Source organism: Nocardia uniformis NBRC 13702 (genome assembly GCF_001613345.1).
GTDB classification, from domain to species: Bacteria; Actinomycetota; Actinomycetes; order Mycobacteriales; family Mycobacteriaceae; genus Nocardia; species Nocardia uniformis.
The window spans coordinates 116,411-136,467 of record NZ_BDCE01000044.1 but is presented as its reverse complement, the minus strand read 5'-3'; the positions used below and the strand labels follow the sequence as shown (position 1 = coordinate 136,467).

At 66.0% G+C, this 20,057-nt stretch carries 22 protein-coding genes; 12 read left to right on the top strand and 10 right to left on the bottom strand.

From position 1 onward, the window contains the following. Nucleotides 1-387 precede the first annotated feature (387 nt). The 3 genes from NU1_RS13535 to NU1_RS13530 all read left to right on the top strand — a co-directional run bounded on the left by NU1_RS13535 (nt 388) and on the right by NU1_RS13530 (nt 1,311). Nucleotides 388-627 carry a hypothetical protein gene (locus NU1_RS13535; protein ID WP_067521142.1) on the top strand — a complete coding sequence of 80 codons (240 nt, stop codon included), beginning with the start codon at nt 388-390 and terminating at the stop codon, nt 625-627. 70 nt (nt 628-697) lie between these two features. Further along, on the top strand, nt 698-841 hold the full coding sequence (locus NU1_RS41375; RefSeq protein ID WP_157552198.1) for a hypothetical protein: 144 nt from the start codon (nt 698-700) through the stop codon (nt 839-841). Between the two features lie 152 nt (nt 842-993). Continuing rightward, nucleotides 994-1,311, top strand: coding sequence for a 13E12 repeat family protein (locus NU1_RS13530; protein WP_245720106.1), 318 nt, complete (start codon nt 994-996; stop codon nt 1,309-1,311). A gap of 131 nt (nt 1,312-1,442) precedes the next feature. Here NU1_RS13530 and NU1_RS42735 read toward each other — a convergent pair whose 3' ends face one another. Continuing rightward, nucleotides 1,443-2,000 (bottom strand): aldo/keto reductase, encoded by a 558-nt coding sequence (locus NU1_RS42735; RefSeq protein ID WP_245720105.1) that lies wholly within the window; start codon nt 1,998-2,000, stop codon nt 1,443-1,445. Between NU1_RS42735 and NU1_RS43215 the strand changes: the two genes are divergently transcribed. From NU1_RS43215 to NU1_RS13510, 4 genes are all read left to right on the top strand, one after another. Beyond that, complete coding sequence (locus tag NU1_RS43215; protein WP_067521132.1) at nt 1,974-3,269, top strand: erythromycin esterase family protein; 1,296 nt, start codon at nt 1,974-1,976, stop codon at nt 3,267-3,269. The genes NU1_RS42735 and NU1_RS43215 overlap by 27 nt on opposite strands. A 323-nt stretch (nt 3,270-3,592) precedes the next feature. Then, nucleotides 3,593-3,817, top strand: coding sequence for a hypothetical protein (locus NU1_RS41370; protein WP_157552194.1), 225 nt, complete (start codon nt 3,593-3,595; stop codon nt 3,815-3,817). A gap of 94 nt (nt 3,818-3,911) precedes the next feature. Continuing rightward, nucleotides 3,912-4,388: a pantetheine-phosphate adenylyltransferase gene (gene coaD, locus NU1_RS13515; RefSeq protein ID WP_067521129.1), complete on the top strand. Its 477-nt coding sequence runs from the start codon at nt 3,912-3,914 to the stop codon at nt 4,386-4,388. Between the two features lie 318 nt (nt 4,389-4,706). Beyond that, nucleotides 4,707-5,681: an alpha/beta fold hydrolase gene (locus NU1_RS13510; RefSeq protein WP_067521127.1), complete on the top strand. Its 975-nt coding sequence runs from the start codon at nt 4,707-4,709 to the stop codon at nt 5,679-5,681. A gap of 200 nt (nt 5,682-5,881) precedes the next feature. Here the strand turns inward: NU1_RS13510 and NU1_RS13505 are convergent, their stop codons facing one another. Further along, complete coding sequence (locus NU1_RS13505) at nt 5,882-6,331, bottom strand: nitroreductase/quinone reductase family protein (RefSeq protein WP_067521124.1); 450 nt, start codon at nt 6,329-6,331, stop codon at nt 5,882-5,884. A gap of 184 nt (nt 6,332-6,515) precedes the next feature. Next, the gene (locus tag NU1_RS13500; RefSeq protein ID WP_067521121.1) at nt 6,516-7,271 is read right to left on the bottom strand and encodes a class I SAM-dependent methyltransferase; all 756 of its coding nucleotides are present in this window, start codon (nt 7,269-7,271) and stop codon (nt 6,516-6,518) included. Between the two features lie 207 nt (nt 7,272-7,478). Between NU1_RS13500 and NU1_RS13495 the strand changes: the two genes are divergently transcribed. Next, complete coding sequence (locus tag NU1_RS13495) at nt 7,479-8,684, top strand: alpha/beta hydrolase family protein (protein ID WP_067521118.1); 1,206 nt, start codon at nt 7,479-7,481, stop codon at nt 8,682-8,684. Nucleotides 8,685-8,807: 123 nt separating this feature from the next. On the opposite strand, the gene NU1_RS13490 is transcribed toward NU1_RS13495, so the two are convergent. The 3 genes from NU1_RS13490 to NU1_RS13480 form a co-directional block, all read right to left on the bottom strand. Next, on the bottom strand, nt 8,808-9,158 hold the full coding sequence (locus tag NU1_RS13490; protein ID WP_067521115.1) for an HNH endonuclease: 351 nt from the start codon (nt 9,156-9,158) through the stop codon (nt 8,808-8,810). 337 nt (nt 9,159-9,495) lie between these two features. Continuing rightward, nucleotides 9,496-10,326 carry an SDR family oxidoreductase gene (locus NU1_RS13485; RefSeq protein ID WP_067521113.1) on the bottom strand — a complete coding sequence of 277 codons (831 nt, stop codon included), beginning with the start codon at nt 10,324-10,326 and terminating at the stop codon, nt 9,496-9,498. Nucleotides 10,327-10,430: 104 nt separating this feature from the next. Beyond that, on the bottom strand, nt 10,431-11,642 hold the full coding sequence (locus NU1_RS13480; protein ID WP_067521110.1) for an NAD(P)/FAD-dependent oxidoreductase: 1,212 nt from the start codon (nt 11,640-11,642) through the stop codon (nt 10,431-10,433). 336 nt (nt 11,643-11,978) lie between these two features. Between NU1_RS13480 and NU1_RS13475 the strand changes: the two genes are divergently transcribed. After that, nucleotides 11,979-12,491, top strand: coding sequence for a L,D-transpeptidase (locus NU1_RS13475; protein ID WP_067521107.1), 513 nt, complete (start codon nt 11,979-11,981; stop codon nt 12,489-12,491). Between the two features lie 37 nt (nt 12,492-12,528). Here NU1_RS13475 and NU1_RS13470 read toward each other — a convergent pair whose 3' ends face one another. Next, complete coding sequence (locus NU1_RS13470) at nt 12,529-13,179, bottom strand: TetR/AcrR family transcriptional regulator (RefSeq protein WP_169815055.1); 651 nt, start codon at nt 13,177-13,179, stop codon at nt 12,529-12,531. A gap of 131 nt (nt 13,180-13,310) precedes the next feature. Here NU1_RS13470 and NU1_RS13465 point away from each other — a divergent pair, with 131 nt between their 5' ends. Both NU1_RS13465 and NU1_RS13460 read left to right on the top strand, forming a co-directional pair. Further along, nucleotides 13,311-14,099, top strand: coding sequence for an SDR family oxidoreductase (locus tag NU1_RS13465; RefSeq protein WP_067521101.1), 789 nt, complete (start codon nt 13,311-13,313; stop codon nt 14,097-14,099). A gap of 25 nt (nt 14,100-14,124) precedes the next feature. After that, on the top strand, nt 14,125-15,189 hold the full coding sequence (locus NU1_RS13460; protein ID WP_067521098.1) for an NAD(P)H-dependent amine dehydrogenase family protein: 1,065 nt from the start codon (nt 14,125-14,127) through the stop codon (nt 15,187-15,189). A 291-nt stretch (nt 15,190-15,480) separates the two neighbouring features. Here the strand turns inward: NU1_RS13460 and NU1_RS13455 are convergent, their stop codons facing one another. The 3 genes from NU1_RS13455 to NU1_RS13445 form a co-directional block, all read right to left on the bottom strand. Beyond that, a complete protein-coding gene (locus NU1_RS13455) occupies nt 15,481-16,866 on the bottom strand; it encodes a hypothetical protein (RefSeq protein WP_157552224.1) in 1,386 nt (461 codons plus the stop codon). Between the two features lie 253 nt (nt 16,867-17,119). Next, a complete protein-coding gene (locus NU1_RS13450; protein WP_067521093.1) occupies nt 17,120-18,025 on the bottom strand; it encodes an IclR family transcriptional regulator in 906 nt (301 codons plus the stop codon). A gap of 84 nt (nt 18,026-18,109) precedes the next feature. Continuing rightward, on the bottom strand, nt 18,110-19,144 hold the full coding sequence (locus NU1_RS13445) for an oxygenase MpaB family protein (protein ID WP_067521091.1): 1,035 nt from the start codon (nt 19,142-19,144) through the stop codon (nt 18,110-18,112). A gap of 110 nt (nt 19,145-19,254) precedes the next feature. Here NU1_RS13445 and NU1_RS13440 point away from each other — a divergent pair, with 110 nt between their 5' ends. After that, nucleotides 19,255-19,869: a TetR/AcrR family transcriptional regulator gene (locus NU1_RS13440; protein ID WP_067521088.1), complete on the top strand. Its 615-nt coding sequence runs from the start codon at nt 19,255-19,257 to the stop codon at nt 19,867-19,869. The last annotated feature ends 188 nt before the right edge of the window (nt 19,870-20,057 follow it).

Below are 20,057 nucleotides of genomic sequence, written 5' to 3'. Positions count from 1 at the left end.
CAACAAACTCACTAGTCAGAGTTCGTGTTCGGTGGTTCCGGGATTTGCCCAGCGCGGCAACGGTTGCCGGTAACCAACGGCCCGACGCCACGGCCCGATATTCCAGCTCGGCTGTTCGGCATGGCGATTCGTGCCCAGTCCCAATGGCAAATGAACTGGCCGAACCTCGGTTCCGCCCGCGCTCCCACGAGAATTGAATCGTCCATTCAAATGGTCACTTGATTAAATAGATGCGATGGATTGCGCATATCGCAGAAATAATTCCAACCATTCTGTAATGGCTCGCGCCGCGCCCCCGATTATCGGGGAAGTAGGAAGTGCGCACCTCTTGCATCGCAATTGGATCTACCCGGATCGGAACCGGGACCCCCACTAGGAGGACCAATCATGAAACGCACAACTCTGCTGAAGACCGCCGTCGCGAGCGCGGCTGTAGCCACCCTGTCCATCGCGGGCGCCGCTCCCGCCATGGCCGGAGGAGGACTGAATCTCGGCGGCGACGCGAGCGTGACTGTCTCCGTACCCGGTGTCGATGTCAACACCAACGTTGGCGCCGATACGTCGGTCAACAAGCGCGGTGCGGAAGCATCAACCGAAAGCGATCTGAAAGTCGGGCTGTTCAAGTAGCTCACCGCGCAACCTCGATCCAGCCCCACCCGGAGATCCGGGTGGGGCTCAGTCGTCTCACTGCCGACCGATGGCGAACACCTACTGCGCCTCACCCCCACCGGCCCCGACCGATCGACTGGCCGACTTCACCGCCACCACCAGCCAGGGGCCTCCGAGCCTTCGGCAGTCGAGTACGGCTTCCGGCAGCACCGCGGCCGTGCGGCTCGTCTGACGCGGCTCTACGGTTCGGATTCCGATGGCTGCCATCACGCATGCGTCGCGTCGGCAAGCCACCGAACAGCACACCGACAGCGACGTCGGCACACTCAGGCCAAGTAAGCGAATTGTCGAACATATGTTCTATGTCGAGGTAAGCTGCCTCGCGTGAACATACATTCGAACGCGCTGGCGCCGGGTGCTCCAGCGCCAGGATGGCCGGACCTGACCGATGTCGACTTGCTGCGCACCCTCGTCGAAACCGAACGCCGCCGGAGGCGACTGGATGCCGTCATGCGCGCGGCCGTCTCCGAAGCCGAGCGTCGTGGCCTCGCCGCAGACACCGGCTATCAGGACACCGTGGAGCTACTGACTGATTTGCTGCGGATCAGTGCTCACGAAGCGCGCCGACGAATCGAATCCGCGGCTCCGCAGGCCCGCTCACGCTCCAGAAAGGTGTGGAGGGTGCTAGCGGCAGCAAGCTGAGCCCAAGCCCGGCTGCCTCAACCTCGGTTCGTTCGGCCGCAATATGACTCCGAGGCGCGATCGAGCCACCGCATGCCACCTTCTCGATCAGCAGCAGTGCAGTGCGCGTCTTGCCCAGGGCAGCCATCCCGCTACAGCCATGGCGACGGCGTACCCCGGCCACCGTGTCCACCGACGGGAGCTATGGCGGCAATACGCGCGAGATCCTCAGCGGTAAGCGCAATATCGCTGGCTGCGACGTTTTGAGCGACGCGGTCGGGGTTGCGGGAGCCCGGAATCGGGACGATGTAGTCGCGTTGCGCGAGAGTCCAGGCCAACGCCAGCTGTGAGACGGTGACGCCTTCGGCGGTAGCGAGTTCGGTGAGCTGACCGATGATGTGCGCGTTGGCGTCATAGTTGTCGGCGTGCCACCAGGGCATGAGGGTGCGGAAGTCGGTGCGATCGTAGTCGCGGGCCGGTTTCGCTGTGCCGGTGAGGAATCCGCGCGCCAGCGGGGAATAGGCGACGAATCCGATACCGTGGGTCGCGGCTTTTCGGATGGGTATAGCTCGGTTTGGAGTGAGCTGGGGGATGCGTGCAGCCGCAGCGTCGACTGTGGAGGGGACTGCTGCACGGATAGTGCCTATTGACCTGAAGTGCGGTTTGGGTTTCAGAGTGTTGTCATGGAGTTCTCGAATGCCGAAGGGCAAGGCGACCGCGTGACGCCGTCGCTGGAAGAGTTGACCGTCCGGCAGTGGATTGGCCGGGCGGCGCGGCCGTTGGTGACGGTGCGGCCGTCGGCACCGCGCGATGATCTACGGCCACTGGTGGAGATGGTGGCCGATGCGCCGGTGGTGGGCTATGGGGGCGGCACGCGCGGCGCGCACGAGGTGTTCGCGCTACAGGACCGCATCGCCCGCCTGCTGGTCGGCGAGGCCGGGTTCCGGGTCATCGCCTTGGATCAGGACTGGACGCTGGGTCTGCGTTTGGACGCGTTCGTGCGCACCGGTATCGGAGATCCACGCGAAATTCTCGGTGAGGCCGAGGCTTTCGCCGCTACCGAGGAGGTGCTCGCCCTGATTCGGTGGGTACGTGACTTCAATCAGGACCATCCCGCGGACCCGGTGCGGGTGGTGGGAGTGAGCCCGCACGCGGTCGACCACCGTGCCTACGACACCGTGGTGGAGTACATGCGGGAGGTCGCTGCCGACCGGGTGGCCGACCTGGCGGAGCTGTACGCCGATGCGTTGCCCAGCGGGGATATCGACGCCCATGTCGACCATTTCCGCGGTCTACCCGATCGTTCGGGCAGGGTCGAGCGGGTACGCGACGCCTACCGGCTGGTCGCGAATGTCGCAGCCGACCATGGTGAGTCCGGGTGGGCGCTGCAGGCCGCGCGGGTGATCGTGCAGTTCCACGAACTGCACGATCACGACAGCACACCCGACGACCCTTTGAACATGGCCTACTACGAAGCAGCGTTCGCCGAGAACGTCGAATGGTGGTACCGCCACAGCGGTCGGAAGGTGCTGTTCTGGTCGTCCAGCTCCCACACCGCCAATGCCCGCCACCGGGGTTTTCCGCCGAACCCGGCCGACGTGTCCCCTAGCGCGGGCAGCTACCTGCGTGACCGTCTCGGACCGGGCTACAGGTCGGTCGGGCTCACCTTCCACGAGGGCGACCTGGCCACCTTCGAAGGCCGAAATCGCGTGCACGTACCGGAGGCCTCACCACGATTGTTCGAGGCGATGCTGGGCTCGGTCGGCCACAACTACTATCTGCTGGACCTGTCGGCCGACCAACCTGCGGCGGTGACCGACTGGCTTTCCCGCACAGCCGAATTCAGAATGATCGGCCGCAACTACGACACCGACGACGGCCACTACATGACCGGCGGATCCGCCCGAGAATTATTCGACATCATCGTGCACTGCCACCATGTGACACCCGCCCGACCGTTGCGTCCCTTTCCCGGATAGGCACGGCTCGCCCCCCGAAGCCGCAGTGCTCACCTCGGAGCCACTGCGGCGCAGTTGCAGCCAGTAGCTCGGCTCATGCCCCGGACAGTGTTGGGCTGTACGTCGGAGATCGTGCGTGCGCAGCGGTTCAGCCGACATGAGCGGGTTGCGCGGTGACGCACGCGAGCGCGAGCACCGCCAGCGCCGACGTCACAGCGATTTCGGACGGGCCCTTCTCTGCTCCGTGACGTTCAGCGGTACAGACCCAGGAATTGAGGGGATGAAAAGGTTAGGGGCGAGGTGTAAGGATTGGGTGCTACATCGCGTAAACCAGGAGATTGCTGATGAGTCGTAGAGTGTCGAATGCTGTTGCCGTTGTAGCGATTGCCGCCGTGGCCGCTCTGGGTGCTGCCCCCGGTGTTGCGGCCGCGAGCGGGCCGGAGGGGGTGCCGGGCGCGCGGGCGGTCGAAGTGCTCGATCCGTACGGTTCCGGCTTGCTCGATCCGGCATATCTGCTGTGCTTCCTGCGCTCGCTATCCGGCGGCGGAGTCCACTGCCCCTGGGGCTGAGCCCACCTGCCACATGCGCCATAGCGCCAGACTCGCGCGCCGCCCCGCCTCTACGCCGTCGGTGTACCTTCTGTCGTCGGTGTACCTTCTGTCCATGTCAAAAGCCCTGTGCACCGGGTCTTTCGACCCGGCGACAAACGGCCATATCAACGTGTTCGAGCGGGCGGCAGCCCAGTTCGACGAGCTCGTGGTCACGGTCATGGTCAACACGAACAAGAAGACGATGTTCACCATCGACGAGCGCATCGAGATGCTGCGCGAGGCCACCGCCCACATCGGTAACGTGCGGGTGGCGTCCTGGCAGGGGCTGCTGGTGGACTTCGCGCGCGAGCAGGGAATCACCGCGATTGTGAAGGGGTTGCGCTGCGGCGACTTCGACTACGAACTGCCCATGGCGCGGACGCACCACACGCTCACCGTCGTGGACACGTGCTTCATCACCAGCGACCCGACCTACGGGTTCCTGTCCAGTTCGTTGGCCAAGGAGGTCGCCACGTCGGGTGGCGACATAACCGACCTGCTGCCGGTGGGTGCGCACGGCCGACTACTGAAGCGACTGGCGGAAGGGTAGCGGCAGCCACTCACCAGCTCCCTACCCCTCCTCGATAGTGCGGGCGCGCCCTCTCTTCGGCCTGTCGGTGCATCGCTGATTCCGAGATGTCCTCAGCCCATTGACCTTCGGTCAAAAGGCATGGCCGTTCGATCAGCGCGCAACGCGGCATTGCATACGTTCGGGCGAGGCGTCGGCCGCAGCGCTGCGCGATCTGCACCGGACCGCGCCCACCTGACCGGCGTACCGGTCTCCGCGCCGATGGATCCACACTTGAATTTCTCAAGTGTATATGCAATATTCAAGCAGCCCAGTGGGCCGAGTCGAAGAGGAGCCATCGTGGCCGATTCCACCGAGAGCGCGCGGCCCGCCTGGGTCGACGACGCCCTGTTCCCGTTCGAGAGCCGCTTCGTCGATATCGACGGGCACAGCGTGCACTACCTCGACGAGGGCTCGGGCCCCACTTTGCTATTCCTGCACGGCAATCCGACTTGGTCGTTCCTCTGGCGTGATGTGATCAGAGCGCTGCGCGACGACTTCCGGTGCGTCGCCCTCGACTACCCGGGCTTCGGGCTGTCGACGCCGAGGCCCGGCTACCGTTTCCTGCCCGAGGAGCACGCAGATGTGGTCACCGGGTTTGTCGACGCGCTCGGCCTCGAGGGGGTCACGCTGGTCGGGCAGGACTGGGGCGGTCTGATCGGCCTGGCGGTCGTGCAGCGGCGGCCGGGCGTCTTCGATCGGCTGGTGCTCGCCAACACCTGGGCTTGGCCGGTCAACGGCGTCCTCTACTACGAGGCCTTCTCTCGCGCCCTCGGCGGACCTCCCGGCCGCTTCCTGGTCCGGCGGTTCAACCTGCTCGTCAACACGTTCATCCCGACCGGCCACCGAAGGCGGAAGCCGACCGCGGCCGAGATGTTCCACTACCGCCGGGCGCTGGACACCCCCGGGCGGCGCCAGGCCTCCGCTGTGCTCCCCGGCCGGTTCCTAACCAGCCGGGCTTTCTGCGCCGAGGTCGAGACCGGCCTCGCTGACATCGCTGACCTGCCGGCATTGATCGTGTGGGGTGACGCCGATATCGCCTTCCGCCCCCAGGAGCGCGAGCGTCTGGAAGCGACCTTCCCCGACCACAAGACCGTGATCGTCGAAGGCGCCGGCACCTACGTGGAATCCGACGCACCCGAGGAGTTCGTCGCCGCGATCCGCGACTGGGCAGCGATGCGGCCCGGGGACGCGGGTCGCGCGGATGAGACAGACCTATCGACCACTATCACCAGCACTGGTCAGGACGGCAGCGCGCAGCAAGAAGCACCGTAGGCTCGGACAAGTCGAGGCGGTGAGTGGATGCACCAGCACCCCGGCACGGATCCTGGTCGCCGGTTCCGCTACCCAAGAGGAGCGGCCCTCGGTCCAAGTCCGCGATCTCGTTGCCGGTCACCAGAATTCGCGTCGAGTCGTTGGCATCAACTTCGTCGGGGCCACATAATGCTGCGTCGCCACAGCTGAGATGGCCTCGGTCAGGCGGGTTCCACACGGAAGATCGCGATGCGCTCGGCCGCGGCGGCGAGCCTCTCCGGGGTAGCTTCCTCGACCAGGCCGGTCTTCACGAACCATTCGTCCAGCTTCGCCCGGCCGTTCGCGACGTGGTCGCGCAGCAGCGAACGGCGTTCTTCCACAGGCAGTTCCACCATTCGCACCACCGAGGAGCGTCGACCACGCGCCAATGTGACCGTCGGCGTGGCCCGAACGTTCGCCACCCACGCCGACTTCGGATACGCCTGGAAGACGTAGCGCGCACCCGCGAGCCGAAGCACTGAGATCGGCACCTCCCGCAACTCACCGGTGCGCCGACCGACGACTGTGAGGATGTGCATGTCCGAGAAGGCGATACCGCGCTTCTGCAGCAGGGTGATAAACCCATTGAGCCGATTTATATTGCGGCGCAGTCGCTCTGGCTTTCGAGTCATAGTTCCGTCCTTAACCGAGGTACCGACGCGAGGCTCTGGTCCCCAGAGCCCCCTCCCGATGCTGCCATCAACCACTGATGCAGCGGCGCCGTACGCGGCAGTGTTGTTGGTGAACTCCCGTGCAACTCTGCACGTCCGCTAGGCGCGCCGTTGTACTTCGACGGCGGCGCGGAGGTCACAGTGGTCAGGCCGTCCGCAGGTCGAAGAACAGGAAGCCCAAGAAACTTTCGCCGACGACCTCGTGGAACAACTCGGGAAACAGATCGCGGGCGCCAGGTGCGGGCCGCGGTTCGCTGATGACATCGATGCGAAATCCCGACGCGGTGAAAGCGTCGGTCATCGCGTTCAGCGGCCGGTCCCAGAAAGTCAATTGGGTGCTCTGCCCGCCCAGGGTCCACTCTTCGGTTCGCTGGCGGGTCTGGAAATAGTCGGTCGTCTTTCCGTCCGAGCGCTCGGCGATCCAGATGGCGAAGGGATGCTCGACCGAGGCGATGAGCCGACCGCCGGGCTTCAGGACCCGTCGCAGCTCGGTGAGTGTCGGTCCCCAATCCCGCAGATAGTGCAGCACCAGGGATGCGGTGACGTCGTCGAACGTGTTGTCGGGAAACGGCAGCGGGTTCGCGAGGTCGGCGATCCGCAGGTCCGCGTCGGCGCCCAGCCGCCGCCGAGCCAGCTCCAGCATCCCGGCACTCGCGTCGATGCCGGTCACGACGGCGCCCCGATCGCGCAGCTCGGCGAATAGCGGACCGGAGCCGCAACCGGCGTCGAGAATCCGCCGACCGGCCACATCCCCGGCGAGCTCCAGCATCGCGGGCCGCTCGTAATAGGCATTCATCAGACTGGTTTCGTTCTCGGCGGTATACCCCTCGGCGATGCCGTCGTAGTTGTATGCCTGGACGGGATCGGCGGGAATCGCGGCGCTTTCCGGAACTGGAGTCATATGCCCCATCCTGGCACGACAGCGTGCACGTGCGCCGTAACCCCTTGTCAGACAGGCATTCTGAATACCGGACCAGAACCGGTCTGCGGCTACTCGAGACTGGCGGTCGGACCTGGTCCCAGCCAGGAGCGGATACCTGGCGCTGCCGGTCTCCCCGGGTAGGCCTTGACCTTGTACTGTTTCCGATCGGAAGCACTTCGAGGGGTTGTGATTTATCTGAATACGTTGCGCCGTCTGGCGGTTGCCGTCACGGCCTTATCGCTCGCACTGTCGATGGGCGGCGCCGGCGCCCAGGCATCCCCCGCAGTACCGCCCGTCGTGACGATCTCGCTACCTCACGTCACCGGGGATATGCCGGTCGGCGTGACCGACGTTCACCTGCTCGATCCCGATCGCCCGGATCCGTGGAATGCAGACCAGCGCCGTGAACTGATGGTCAGAATCTGGTACCCGGCAACGGATTCCGACACCGAACCGGCCGAACCGTGGATAGCTCCCGGTGCACTGCAAGCCCAAATCAGCGACCTCGCCGGTCTGGGTATCGCTCAGGGCGCGTACATATTCGGGCCCGGCCACAGTCGACACGACGCACCGGTTCGCACCACCGATGGCCCCTTCCCTGCCTTACTGTTCTCTCCCGGGATGGGCGACCCCGCGGGATTGAGCACCGCCCAGGCCGAGGACCTCGCCAGCCACGGCTACCTCGTTGCCGCGATCAACCACACCTACGAAGCATTCGCGGTGCGCTTCCCCGACGGCCGCGCCGAACGAACCGTCGTCCCCCTCGACTCACCCCCGGAAATGCTCAGCGATGTGCTGCTACCCGTACGTGTAGCCGACACTCGCTTCGTGCTGGACCAACTGACCGAGATCACCAAGGGGACCCGCACAATCGGTGGAGCCGTGGATCTGATGGGCGGCGTCGACCTGACGAGGGTCGGGATGTTCGGCCACTCGCTCGGGGGCGCCACCACTGCCCAGGCGATGTACGACGATCCTCGTATCCGCGCCGGTGTGAATCTGGACGGACCGCTGCTCGGGTCCGTCGTCGCCGACGGACTGGACCGGCCGCTGCTCATGCTGGGCAACGACAATCCCCGATGGTTGAATCGTGAGAACTGGGAACCAGTGTGGCCCAACAGCTCCGGAGTGAAGATTCCGCTGCGACTCTCGGGAACCGAGCACATGTCCTTCAACGACGTCGGGCTGATCCTGCCGCAGCTCACCGCGAACGGGTTACTGCCTACCGCCACCACGCAGTCGATAGTGGGAGGCGTCGACCCCGCGCACTCCATTGATCTGCAACGCACCTACCTGCGCACCTACTTCGACTTGTCTTTCGGCCGAGCCGACGGCGACATCGCCGAATTGATCAGTGTTCTGGCACAACCGGGTATCTACCCGCACCCCTGACCGAATTCCCACAACCCCGAAACACCGGACAAGCGGCCTGCGCGCGTGCGCCAAGCGATGGCTCTCAATTTCCACCATCGCTTCCCTATCCGTCGCACCCGCAGCAGTACGGTGGCTACGCCGCTAGACGAACCGGGCGGTGAGCTCGGTCGAGATCTCGTAGTGGCGCACGAGAAACGAGCGTTCGTCGAGCTTCTTGCGCCGCAGCCAGCTGGTCACCTCGGCGTTGCACTTGCTGGCATTGCACGATCCGCACGCGGGCACGACATTGCCCAGGGTGTAGCGGCCGCCGCGCGAGATGGCCTGCACGCAGTCCTTCTGCAGCGAGGTGGCGAGGGAGCCGCAGTAGGCGCACCCGCCCCAGGACGTCTTGAGCGCATCCCACTGCGCGTCGGTGAGGTCGTGGATGACGCGCGCCATCCGCTTCTTGCGCTTGCGCGCGGCGCGAACCTGTTTACTACCGCCAGACGGCATGAGTGGTGAGACTACGCGTCGTGATGGTCGACCGGTCGGAGGCGGGGCACTACTACCGAGCGCGTTTCTCGGCGTGGCTGGCGCATTGACAGGAGGTTATGGGCTGGACGAAGACGTGCCGCCCGAGATTCGTGGACCGAACGAGTTCTTCTACGTGACCGACGCCGACTGAGAGCAACAGTGTCCTCGGCGGATCCGGACGGTCCGAGGAGCCAAACGGTCCGAGGTGAGGTGAACCAGCACCGGACCTGAAATCGGCATGATGGTTCGTTACCCGAGACCGAGATGACCTCACCCTCCGAGGGACAGCAGGGTATCAGCGGAAATCGGCTGGTGCTCAACGGAAATCGGCGAGGTGGTCGGCGACCCACTCCCGGTAGGTGTGCGCGGGCCCGCCGGTGACCTCGGCGACGGTGGACAGCACCGGCTCCGGCCGTGCGGTCATCTCATCCATCTCCCCCAGCGCGTCGCTCACCTCGTCGGCAGGCATCCAGGTCGACATTTGCGCCTGCATCTGCGCCCGGGACATCTTCTCGAACCGCACCGGCGCCCCGAGCGCGTCGGCGATGATCCGGGCCCGCTGGGGGGCGGTCAGCGCCTCGGGGCCGGTCACCTCGTAGACGGCGTCGGTGTGGCCCTCGAGCAGGGCCCGGACGCCCACCGCGGCGATGTCCCGCTCGTGGATCACCGACCTGGCCCAATCGTCATAGTGTTCGCGCACAACACCTTCCGCGCGAATGGACTCCACCCAGCCGAGGTCGTTGCCCGCGAATCCGCCCGCGCGCACGAAGGTCCGGCCGACCCCGGTTTCGTCGATGAGTCGTTCGAGGTAACCGTGCGAACCGAGCACCGCGCCGACCCGCTCATCGGCGCCCATGGCGGACAGGTAGACGAAATGCCGCACCCGCTCGGCCAGCCGCCGAACCGCGGCCGGAGCGGCCGCGTCCGCCGCCAGCGTCGGCCACACCAGGAACACCGCGCGCACACCGTCGAGCGCGGCGTCCAGGCTGCCCGGATCCGCTAGATCGCCGCGGACGACCTCGACGCCGAGCGGCAGGTCCGCCGCCTCCGGGCGACGAACCAGCGCACGAACCCCGACACCCGCCTCGTGTAGTTGGATGACGGCCTGACGGCCGGCCTTGCCCGTTGCACCGGTAACCAAAATCATGGACCCGATCCTGCTACCTAAACCATTGTTCAGGTCAAATCTCGCAGCTCAGCACAATTTGCGCAGGCAGGGCGAGATCATGTTCGGGGCGGCTCACGCCCTCGTCACCGGGGTGCGCTCGTTGTCCTACCGACCGATGCGGTCGTGTCGTCGCGCTGGGCCCGCAGCAGGGCCGGCCGGTGCTTGCCGTCCTTGAACAAGTGGTGGGAGCCGGGCTTGTGGGCCTCGGTCGCCAGGTGCTTGATACCCGCTTCGCAGGCGAATTCCTTGAGCTTCTTACCCACGAATCCGCTGAAGTACAGCCGCATGGCGGTCTCGTCCTTGTGGCCGAGCTGATAGATCCCGGCATCGCGGCCCAGACTCAGGCACATGGCGGGGAACGACAGGTCGACCGGCGTGGGCTCCTCCCCCGCGATCCGGTGCAGCACGGTGTCGGCGGCATGGGCGCCCAGGCAGTACGCCACGTAGGCGCTCATCCGGAACGGCAGATCCGACGGCGCCGACGAATCACCCGCCGCGACAATGCGTTCGTCGTCGACACTGGTCAGCGTCTCGTCGGTGAGCAACCGCCCCGCGGCATCGGTGCGCAACCCACTCCGACGGGCCAGATCGGGCACATCGAAGCCCGCCGTCCAAATGGTGACCGCGCTCGCCAGCCTCCGGCCGTCGCCGAGTTCCACGGCCTCCGCTGTCACCGCGGTGACGGCCGCATCGGTGCCCTCGATGACGGTCACCCCCAGCTCGGCGAGGTACTTGTGGGCAGTGCGCCGCGCCTTGGGGTGCAGGTAGGCAACGAGTACACCGCCGCAGACCAAGGTGACCTTGCGTCCCTGCTCGGCCAGCTCGGCGGCGGTCTCGATGCCGGTCGGTCCGCCCCCGATCACCGTCACCGCGGCCGTCGCGGGCGTGTCGAGCAGTACCGACCGCAGCCGCTGCGCCGCCTCCAAAGTCGCGATCGGATAGGCGAATTCGGCCGCACCCGGTACCCGCGGCTCGGCACCGTGGCTGCCGACCGCATAGAGCAGGTAGTCGTAGCCGATCGTGCCGCCGTCGGCCAGCATCACCCTGCGCTCGGCCGCATCGATCCGAGTCGCGCTGTCGACCACCAGCCGGATCCCCTCGGCCAGGACCTCCTGGTAATCGACGACCGCCTCGTGGGTCTCGCCGACGAGCTGGTGCAAACGCAGCCGCGGGACGAAGACCTGACGGGGGTTGATCACGGTCACCCGCACGTCGTCGCGTTGTGTCAGGCGGTTGGCCGCCATCACGCCCGCGTATCCGCCACCGATCACGACGACTTCATTCTTGTTGCTCATGCTGTCTTTCCTTCGTTCGGTGTGGGGTTCGGGCACAAGACACCGCGTACCCCTCAGCTGTGACAGCGTGTGAGTCAGATCACGGACAACGCCGAGGGTCGAGGCCATCGCAGCCCGGTGGAGTTATCACCCCGGGCGGCTAGCCGGTAGCGGTGTGCGCGCTTCGACGGAGCACCGAGGCGGCTGAGTGCCCGATTTCCCCCAGTTCGCCCGAAGGCCGGGTCACAATGATAAGGAAGGTTTACAGATCAGCTCGGACTCTCGTGTCGCCCACACGGTTCCCTCGCCCCGGTCGACACGTTCGTACCACGGGTGAGGGCAAGGGAGGTCCGATCCATGAAACGCAAGAATCGTCTCCGCTCCGGACTCAGACTCGCGGTGCTGGTCAGCATGGCAGCGACCGGTCTCGTGGTCGCGGCGCCGGCGCAAGCCGAACCACTGTGGCCCGGCGGGCCGGATATCCCCGGTGTGCCGGCGATCATCCCACCGGCTCCCGTGGTGGCACCGTGCACGGCGGCGGGGGCACGCGGATGTATGCGCCTGTCGACCAATGAGGCGTGGCTGATGGATAACGGCCAGGTCACCTACGGCCCGACGCCGATCTCACACGGCCGCCCCGGCTACCGCACCAATGTCGGGGTCTTCGATGTCGACTTCAAACGCGAGGACCACTGGAGCACCCTGCACCATGTCCCGATGAAGTACGCGGTCTTTTTCGATGGTGATATCGCCACGCATATCGGCCCGATCGAAGAGCAGTCACACGGATGCATCCGAATGACGCCCGACGGTGCCCGCGAATTCTTCACCTACCTCTGGCCCGGCGACATTATCGAAGTAGTGCCGTAACCGAGCGCGGAACCACCCCACAATCGCGGGATCACGCCTATACCGTGCGCGCGCCTCGCGATACCGACCCACGAGCACTGACCGGCGCGGCGAGCGAACCGGCGAGCATATCGATGATTTCCCCCCACGCCTGCGCGTCCTCCGTCCGCACGGAGCCCGCCTCGGTCGCTCGTTCACGATCGGCCAGCAGCGCGAAAAGCATGGTGGTCAATGCCCGCAACCGCCGCACCCGCAACCGCGGCGGCAGAGCGGTGAGTTCACGGTCGAGCCCCTGCATGATGACGCGCACCGATGTACGTCCCGCGCGCTCGAGATTGGCCGCGTCGGTAACCGCCGGATGAGTGTGTATCTGTTCGAGAAACCGCGCGTAATGCCAGATCCCGTGTCGCTCACCCAGCTCGAACATGGGTACCACCAGGGCTTCGAGTAGCCCGTGTATACCTGGCGGCTGTCCCGAACCCGCTTGTTCGGCAAGCAATTCCAGCCGCCGCACCTCCAGCGTCGCCAGCCGGTGCTCGACCACCGCCTCGATGAGTCCGTCGCGGGATCCGAAGTGATACTGGATCGCCGAATTGTTCCGCTGTCCGGCGGCGGCGGCGATATCGCGCAGCGGTACCGCCTGTCCGCGCTCCGCGATCAGACGCTCCGCCGCAACGATGATGCGTTCCCGCGCTGCTGTCCCTGCCACAGTCTGCACAGTAGCCGCTCACCAGCAGATAAAGAATCACTCCTTGACACTTAAGCGATAGTTCTTAAAGCTGCTTGTGACCGCAGCCACACGCGGCCATCTCAGAGCTCATCTCAGAGAGGAACTTTCCCATGATCCTGGATACCTTCCGGCTCGACGGCCGGGTAGCCATCGTCACCGGCGGTGGCCGCGGCATCGGCGCGGCCACCGCGCTCGCGCTCGCCGAAGCCGGTGCCGACGTCGCCATCGCCGCCCGCACCCCCGAGCAACTCGACGAGGTCGCCGGGAAGATCCGCGCCCTGGGCCGCCGTGCCGTCACCGTACCGGCGGACCTGTCCGACCTGTCCGCGGTGAGGGCCTTCGCCGATACCGCCGCCGCCGAGCTCGGCCGCATCGACATCGTGGTCAACAATGTCGGCGGCACCATGCCCAATACCTTCATGACCACCTCCCCCGAATTTCTCGAGGACGCCTTCCGCTTCAATGTGTCCACCGCACACGCCCTCACCCAGGCCGCGGTACCGCACCTGCTGGAGGCGGGCGGCGGGTCGGTCGTGAATATCTCCTCGATGATGGGACGCACCGCCGGGCGCGGCTTCCTCGCCTACGGCACCGCGAAAGCCGCGCTCGCGCACTGGACCCGTTTGGCCGCCACCGACCTGTCCCCGCGCATCCGCGTCAATGCCATCGCGGTCGGCTCGGTACTCACCTCCGCGCTGGATGTCGTTGCGCAGCAACCGGAAATCAAGGCCACCATGGAAGCCGCCACGCCATTGGGTCGGCTCGGCGAACCCTGGGAGATCGCCGCCGCCATCGTGTATCTCAGCTCGCGGGCGGGCGGCTACATCACCGGCAAGATTCTCGAGGTGGACGGCGGCATCGAACACCCCAACCTCGAACTCGGCCTGCCCGACCTGTGATCCATCCCCGCACAAAGGATCTGATATGACCTACCGCGTAATCCAGTGGAGCACCGGCAATGTCGGTGCGCGAGCACTGCGTTCCATTATCGCCCGGCCCGAACTCGAGCTCGTCGGCGTCTGGGTATCGAGCCCCGCCAAAGCCGGTAAGGACGCGGGTGAACTCGCCGGGCTCTCCGTCGAGACCGGTATTACCGCCACCACGGACGCCGACGCCCTCTTGGCCCTGAAGCCCGACTGCATCGTGCACACCGCGATGGCCGACGACCGGCTCATGGAAGCGGTCGAAGACCTGAAACGGTTCCTGCGCGCCGGAATCAATGTGGTCTCCAGCAGCCCCGTCTTCCTGCAATTCCCGTACGGCGTCCTGCCCGATGAGGCTATTGCCCCGATCGTCGAAGCCGCCGAGGAAGGCGGTGCGTCCCTGTGGGTGAACGGGATCGACCCCGGCTGGGCCAATGACTGGCTCCCGCTGCTGCTCTCCAGCGGCTCCGAACGGATCGACCGCATTATCTGCTCGGAGATCATGGACTACTCCACCTACGACAACCCCAAGGTCGTATTCGACATCATGGGCTTCGGCAGCGAGCTCGAGACCCTGCCCATGCTGCTGCAACCCGGCATCCTCACCCTCGCCTGGGGCAGCGTAATCCGCCAGCTCGCCGCCGCTCTCGATATCGAACTCGACTCCGTCACACAGCATTTCGAGCGACTACCGGCGACCGAGAAACTCACCATCGGCGACCACACCATCGCTCCCGGCACCGCCGCCGCCCTGCGTTTCCAGGTCCACGGCATTCGTGGCGACCGCGAAGTCCTCACTCTCGAACACGTCACCCGCCTGCACCCCGACCTGGCTCCCGAATGGCCGCAGCCGACCGGAAAGGGTTGCTACCGAGTCGAAATCCAGGGCGACCCGGACTACCAGCTGGACCTGCAGCTCTACAGCAACGGCGACCACGCTCTCGCGGGCGTGGTCGGTACCGCCGCCCGCCTGGTGAGCGCCGTCTCGGCCGTGATCGAAGCCCGCCCGGGCCTGCTGACCGCCACCGACCTACCTCTCACCACCGGCCGCGGACTGGTCAGCTGACCTCCCGACCCCGTCCACGGTGAGATTCGAGCACTGAGCGGCTGGTCAAAGCACTGGGCGCGAGCCCCGTCATTCCGGCATGCTTTTGGCCGGAATCCACACCCGAAGGCCCGCGCCGCCCAGTGTGGATCCCGGCCGGACAGCGCCGGGATGACTGGGCGGCTCGGTCACGAAACGCGCGGTACCTGCGACCACCCACTTGGGCGGCGGCGTCGACCCAGGCGATTGCGTACCGATCAGGTTGCGGGACAGTAGTTCCGGACGGTGCGGCCGCAGCCACGGTCAGTACCGCTATCGCGGTGCGATGCGGAACAGTCCGGTCATGGTGCCTTGATAGAGCGTGCGATCCGGTGAGATGGTGCCGACCATCTGCAGGGTGTTGTGTATCGCGGTGGCACCGATGACCTTCTCCTTCTCGATGCGGCCGGTAGCGGCGTCGATGACCGCGTAGCGGAAGCTATCGGTCACGCCGACGCTGCCGGTCGGGATGAGAGTGTGGCGGGTGACGGTGTAGATCTTGCCGTCGGCCACCGAGAGGCGCGGAACCGCCGCGGAGAGCGCGTCATTGGTCCACTTCACCTGGCAGCCGGAGCCGGTGACGTCGACGCGGACGATACCGCCGGTGAATTTGGCGTTGGCCGGTTCGCTGGGACCGGCCCCCTCGGGGACGGCCGGATAGGGGTAGCCGTAGGTGCTGGCGATGAACAGACTGTTGCCGGAGCCGATCGGGGAGTTCTCGGTGCCTGCCACGGTCGGCACCGAACAGACGCGATTACCGGTGGTGGTGTCGAAGACCAGCAGATTCACCTTGGGTACCGCATTATCGGTAATGGCCAGGTATTCCGTGCCGCTGCCCGGCCCGAAGTAGGTGGGAGTGGCACCCGAGCCCCAGCTCAGCTGACCGGGCTTGCGGGCGGGGCCGCGATCGTAGGCCTCCCGCCACAGCACCTGCGGATTGCCCGAACTGTCGACGTCGACCAGGTACAGCGCATGCGTCGTCGTGATCGCCACGCCCTCGGGGGCGGTCGAGATACTGTTCGCCACTTTCTCACCGGGACCGAGCACGATCGAGCGCGCGATGCCGGTGGCCGGATCGAGGAAACCGGCCGCGGCATTGTCGGTGGCGAACCACACCCGGCCGGCGAAATCGGCCATGACCGAACTGACCGCGTCGCAGTCACCTCCACCGCAGTGACCCGAAACCGCTTGCGCGATATCGTTTCTCGATTCGATGAACACCTGCCAATCACCCCCCGCCTGTCGATGCCCGATGCGCAGGAGCTGACCGCTGCCGTCCACGGTGACCATGCGGTCGTGATTGTCGAGGTAGGCGTACACGCCGCCGAGCAGGCTGCCCTTCGCCAAATCCAGTGAGGCGAGAGGTCGGCCGTTGGCCGGATCGAGCAGGAACACCTTCGGGGCTCGGTCGATGACTTTCGTGCACAGCGCCTGCGGCATACCGTCCGCGCCCTGCAGGATGGTCGGGCACGCGGCGGCGAGTTCCCGGAAATCGCTGTCCACATTCCCGGTGCCCGGGCCCGCGAACGGTGTGGCGTCGGAGGATTCGGCGTCACCGTGCATGGTGGCGGTACCGAGGGGCCCGAGGTGGGGGTTGGCCGGTGGTAGGGAACCGAAGGCGGCGGCCGATCCGGTCGTGACGGTCAGCATCACTGCCATGCCCAACGCGACGGTCGCGGCGGCGCGACCCAGTCTCTCGATCACGGAGTACTCCCTGAATTGTGGGTGCCGGGGCGTTCACCGCTGACGAGAACATCCGGCCGAGTGCGAATATTCGGTCCAATTGTTCCGAATATTCGCATGGCGCTACACGGTAGAAGAGCGGCCGGAAGAAGGCAAGGTATTCAACAGCATTCGCGGATTGCCGCGATTCGCGCGGTCGGGCCGACGATCAACGCGGTCGGCCGGGCGATCAGCGGGAACCAGGGCTCAGGAGGGAGCCGAGCGTACGCGCGGCCGAGCCGAGCTCGTCGATATAGCGCCGCCGTTCAGCCCGCGTGACCGAGGCGCGGAGTGGACCGATCTGCAACTCCCACAGCGCTTTTCCATCATGGTCGAAAACCGGGGCGGCCAGGTAGCTGATCGGCAGCGAGTCCGCGCTGTCGAGTGCGGCCGCGGTGTGCAGCCGCCCGCCGGTTTCCGCCATCAGCGCTTGGACATCCTCGCGCAATTGCTGATTCGTGGCATTGGTGGACAGGTGCGCGACGACCCGTCCCAGCACATCGATGCGGTGCAGGTCGGCGACGTCGGCACCCCAGACCGCGAATCCGTGCTCGGCGATCTGTTCGAGTCCGCGTCGGAGCTGGTCACGCTGCCCGGCAGCGGCGCTGTCGATCCAGTCCCGCTGGACCGGATCGTCGGCGTACGCGACGACGGCCGCACCACCCGGGGCGTGCAGCGGAAGCCGCAGTCCCACCTCCACACCCGCGGGGATATGGCCGAGGCCGCGCGTGACGGCAATGAAGACCAACTGTCCCGAATCGACCAGGCTCAGGGCGGCACCGCAGCCGACCCGGGCCGCCAAGCCGTCGAGCAGTCCCATCACATCGGTGGGACCCTGAAGCGCCGCCCGCACCCGGTCCGCGGTGACCAGGAGAGCCGGGCCGAGCACATAGCGGAGATCAGGCAGGCGACTGACCCAGCCGTGCGCCTGTAGCGAGCCGAGAATCGCGCCGACCGTCGAGCGGCTGAGTTCGAGCGTATCGGCCAGATCCGCCGCGGTGGCGGGAGATCCGAGCGCGGCGAGGAGATCGACCACGGCCACCACCCGGTCCGTCGGTGGCGAATGCCGGGCCGATCCGCCCCTGTCCTCCGACACCGAAAACCCCCACGCCGCGAAGTGATCCAGATTCTCGCCCTAACGGAAACGAATATTCGCATCGGCTGGGCTTCCTGTCAATTCCTACGACGCCGCTCGCCACAGGTGACGTGGCGAGTGAGCCCGGTGCATCAGCTGCCGGGCCGATCGAGCCAGCGACACCGCGTCCGGACCGGCAACGTAGGTATTCACGCGGTCTCCGATCGGAGGAATCGCGAGCAGGGCGTAGAGGGGCTGGGTCAACCGGAATGCCGTCGCGACAAGGGGATCGGCGACTTTCGGTATGCCGTACAGGCGGCGGACAGGCCCGGGAACGATGCCGAACGCCGCGATACCGCTCGCCATGAGTACCAGCATGATCAGCGCGGTATCGACATCGCCCGGGTGACGCAGCATTCGCACGATCGCGAGTAGTGTGCCGACGAGAACTGGTTCGTCACCGCCGCGGCGGTAGTACTGCGGGGCATGGTTGCGGTAGTACTCGTGGACCTGCGCGACCGATCGTGGAATGTCTTCGGGGCGAGCGCCCATCAGTTCCCCGAAACGGGCGGCCTCGGCGAAGTAGCGGTCCCGGTCCTCGTCGTCGAGCCGCCTCGGGAGACCTCCCTCGAACGCGGTCCGCTCATACACGAGCAGTGCGGCGTGCATGATCGTCACGTGCGCGAAGACCACGAGATCCGAGCCCGCGGCGTCGTAGGGTTCGCCTGTCGCGGGAATGGTGCCCTGCATTCGGCTGTGGAATCGGCGCAGGTGAGCGGCGACGCGATCCGCGGTGTGCTTATCGCCGAGGATGATCGGTACCGGAACGCCGACCGTGCGCCGCAGGCGATCGTTCACCATCGACGGGCGCACCCTGCCGCGTAGCGTCGCGCGGGTCAGCGGGTCGTGGTCGAAGACGGCCGAGAACAGCCCCGCCTCAGCCACTTCCAGTAGTCCGGTGACCTGGGCGATCATGGAGGGGACCGCCGGATGGGTCAGGACCCGCCACACCACCGTGGCGGGACCGAAGTAGCCGTAGTCGGGTTGTCCGTCCGGCCCGATCGAGGTTCCGGCCGCGACCGGCGGCCCCCCGCGACGGAATACGGCGGTTGCTGCTGCACGTTCTGATGCGCTGGTCACGTCGAAAACTCCTCGTTGAGTGACGAATCCCTACCTCAACGCTAAGGTGAAAACAGATTCGACTTCTACTCGGATTCACCCCATTCGAGTCACATACTTCGGCGGTGCGAATGCCCAGGCCCAAGCGAATCCGGCCGGTACAGCAGCGCTCTCGTGACACCACCGCCACCTTGATCGACGCCACTGCTCGGGTTTTGACCGCGCACGGCTATGCCCACCTGACAACCAACCACGTGGCGCGGGAAGCCGGGGTCAGCGTCGGCACCCTGTACCGCTATTTCGCGGACAAGGCGGAATTGGTCGAGGCGGTGCGTGATCGCACCGCCACCGAGATCACGGCAACGCTCACGGCCGCCATGTCGGCATCGGTCTCGGACAATCTCGAACCGGTCGACGGGTTCCGACACCTCACCGCCACCATGGTCGAGGCGATCGAAACCCACCGCGGTGTCGTCCGAGCGTTGCTATCGGAAGCGCCACTGGGCCTCTACAGCAATGTATTTCCCGAAATCGAACAGACCTTGGGACATTTCGGTCGGCTCCTGATCACCATCGTCCGCCCCGACCTCACCCGCGAACAGCGCGAATCGATGGTCTACATCGGCATGGCGGTATTCGCCACCGCATGCTTCCGCATCGCCATCGACCCGCCGCCCTATATCGACAAACCGTGGGTCATCGACCAAGCGGCCCGGCTGCTGGCACCGGCCCTCACCCCGGGGTGACGGGTCTCGGGACGGCTTTCGCGAGCTACCGAAACCCGAACAGCGGCGGAAAGGCCAGAACCACAATCCAGGCCCAGATGGCGTACACCACAGGGTAGTTGGTTTGTCAGCGGTCGAGGCGTCCGGCCGGGGGTCGTGTAGCGCCAGGTATCGGAAGACACTAGTGAGCTGGCCCGTGGTTGCCCGGG

Bases quoted from the DNA above. Each gene is read 5' to 3' on its own strand.
- NU1_RS13535 (WP_067521142.1), top strand. From the start codon at position 388: ATGAAACGCACAACTCTGCTGAAGACCGCCGTCGCGAGCGCGGCTGTA.
- NU1_RS41375 (WP_157552198.1), top strand. From the start codon at position 698: ATGGCGAACACCTACTGCGCCTCACCCCCACCGGCCCCGACCGATCGA.
- NU1_RS43215 (WP_067521132.1), top strand. From the start codon at position 1,974: ATGGAGTTCTCGAATGCCGAAGGGCAAGGCGACCGCGTGACGCCGTCG.
- NU1_RS41370 (WP_157552194.1), top strand. From the start codon at position 3,593: ATGAGTCGTAGAGTGTCGAATGCTGTTGCCGTTGTAGCGATTGCCGCC.
- coaD (WP_067521129.1), top strand. From the start codon at position 3,912: ATGTCAAAAGCCCTGTGCACCGGGTCTTTCGACCCGGCGACAAACGGC.
- NU1_RS13505 (WP_067521124.1), bottom strand. From the start codon at position 6,331: ATGACTCGAAAGCCAGAGCGACTGCGCCGCAATATAAATCGGCTCAAT.
- NU1_RS13500 (WP_067521121.1), bottom strand. From the start codon at position 7,271: ATGACTCCAGTTCCGGAAAGCGCCGCGATTCCCGCCGATCCCGTCCAG.
- NU1_RS13490 (WP_067521115.1), bottom strand. From the start codon at position 9,158: ATGCCGTCTGGCGGTAGTAAACAGGTTCGCGCCGCGCGCAAGCGCAAG.
- NU1_RS13485 (WP_067521113.1), bottom strand. From the start codon at position 10,326: ATGATTTTGGTTACCGGTGCAACGGGCAAGGCCGGCCGTCAGGCCGTC.
- NU1_RS13480 (WP_067521110.1), bottom strand. From the start codon at position 11,642: ATGAGCAACAAGAATGAAGTCGTCGTGATCGGTGGCGGATACGCGGGC.
- NU1_RS13475 (WP_067521107.1), top strand. From the start codon at position 11,979: ATGAAACGCAAGAATCGTCTCCGCTCCGGACTCAGACTCGCGGTGCTG.
- NU1_RS13465 (WP_067521101.1), top strand. From the start codon at position 13,311: ATGATCCTGGATACCTTCCGGCTCGACGGCCGGGTAGCCATCGTCACC.
- NU1_RS13460 (WP_067521098.1), top strand. From the start codon at position 14,125: ATGACCTACCGCGTAATCCAGTGGAGCACCGGCAATGTCGGTGCGCGA.
- NU1_RS13455 (WP_157552224.1), bottom strand. From the start codon at position 16,866: ATGGCAGTGATGCTGACCGTCACGACCGGATCGGCCGCCGCCTTCGGT.
- NU1_RS13440 (WP_067521088.1), top strand. From the start codon at position 19,255: ATGCCCAGGCCCAAGCGAATCCGGCCGGTACAGCAGCGCTCTCGTGAC.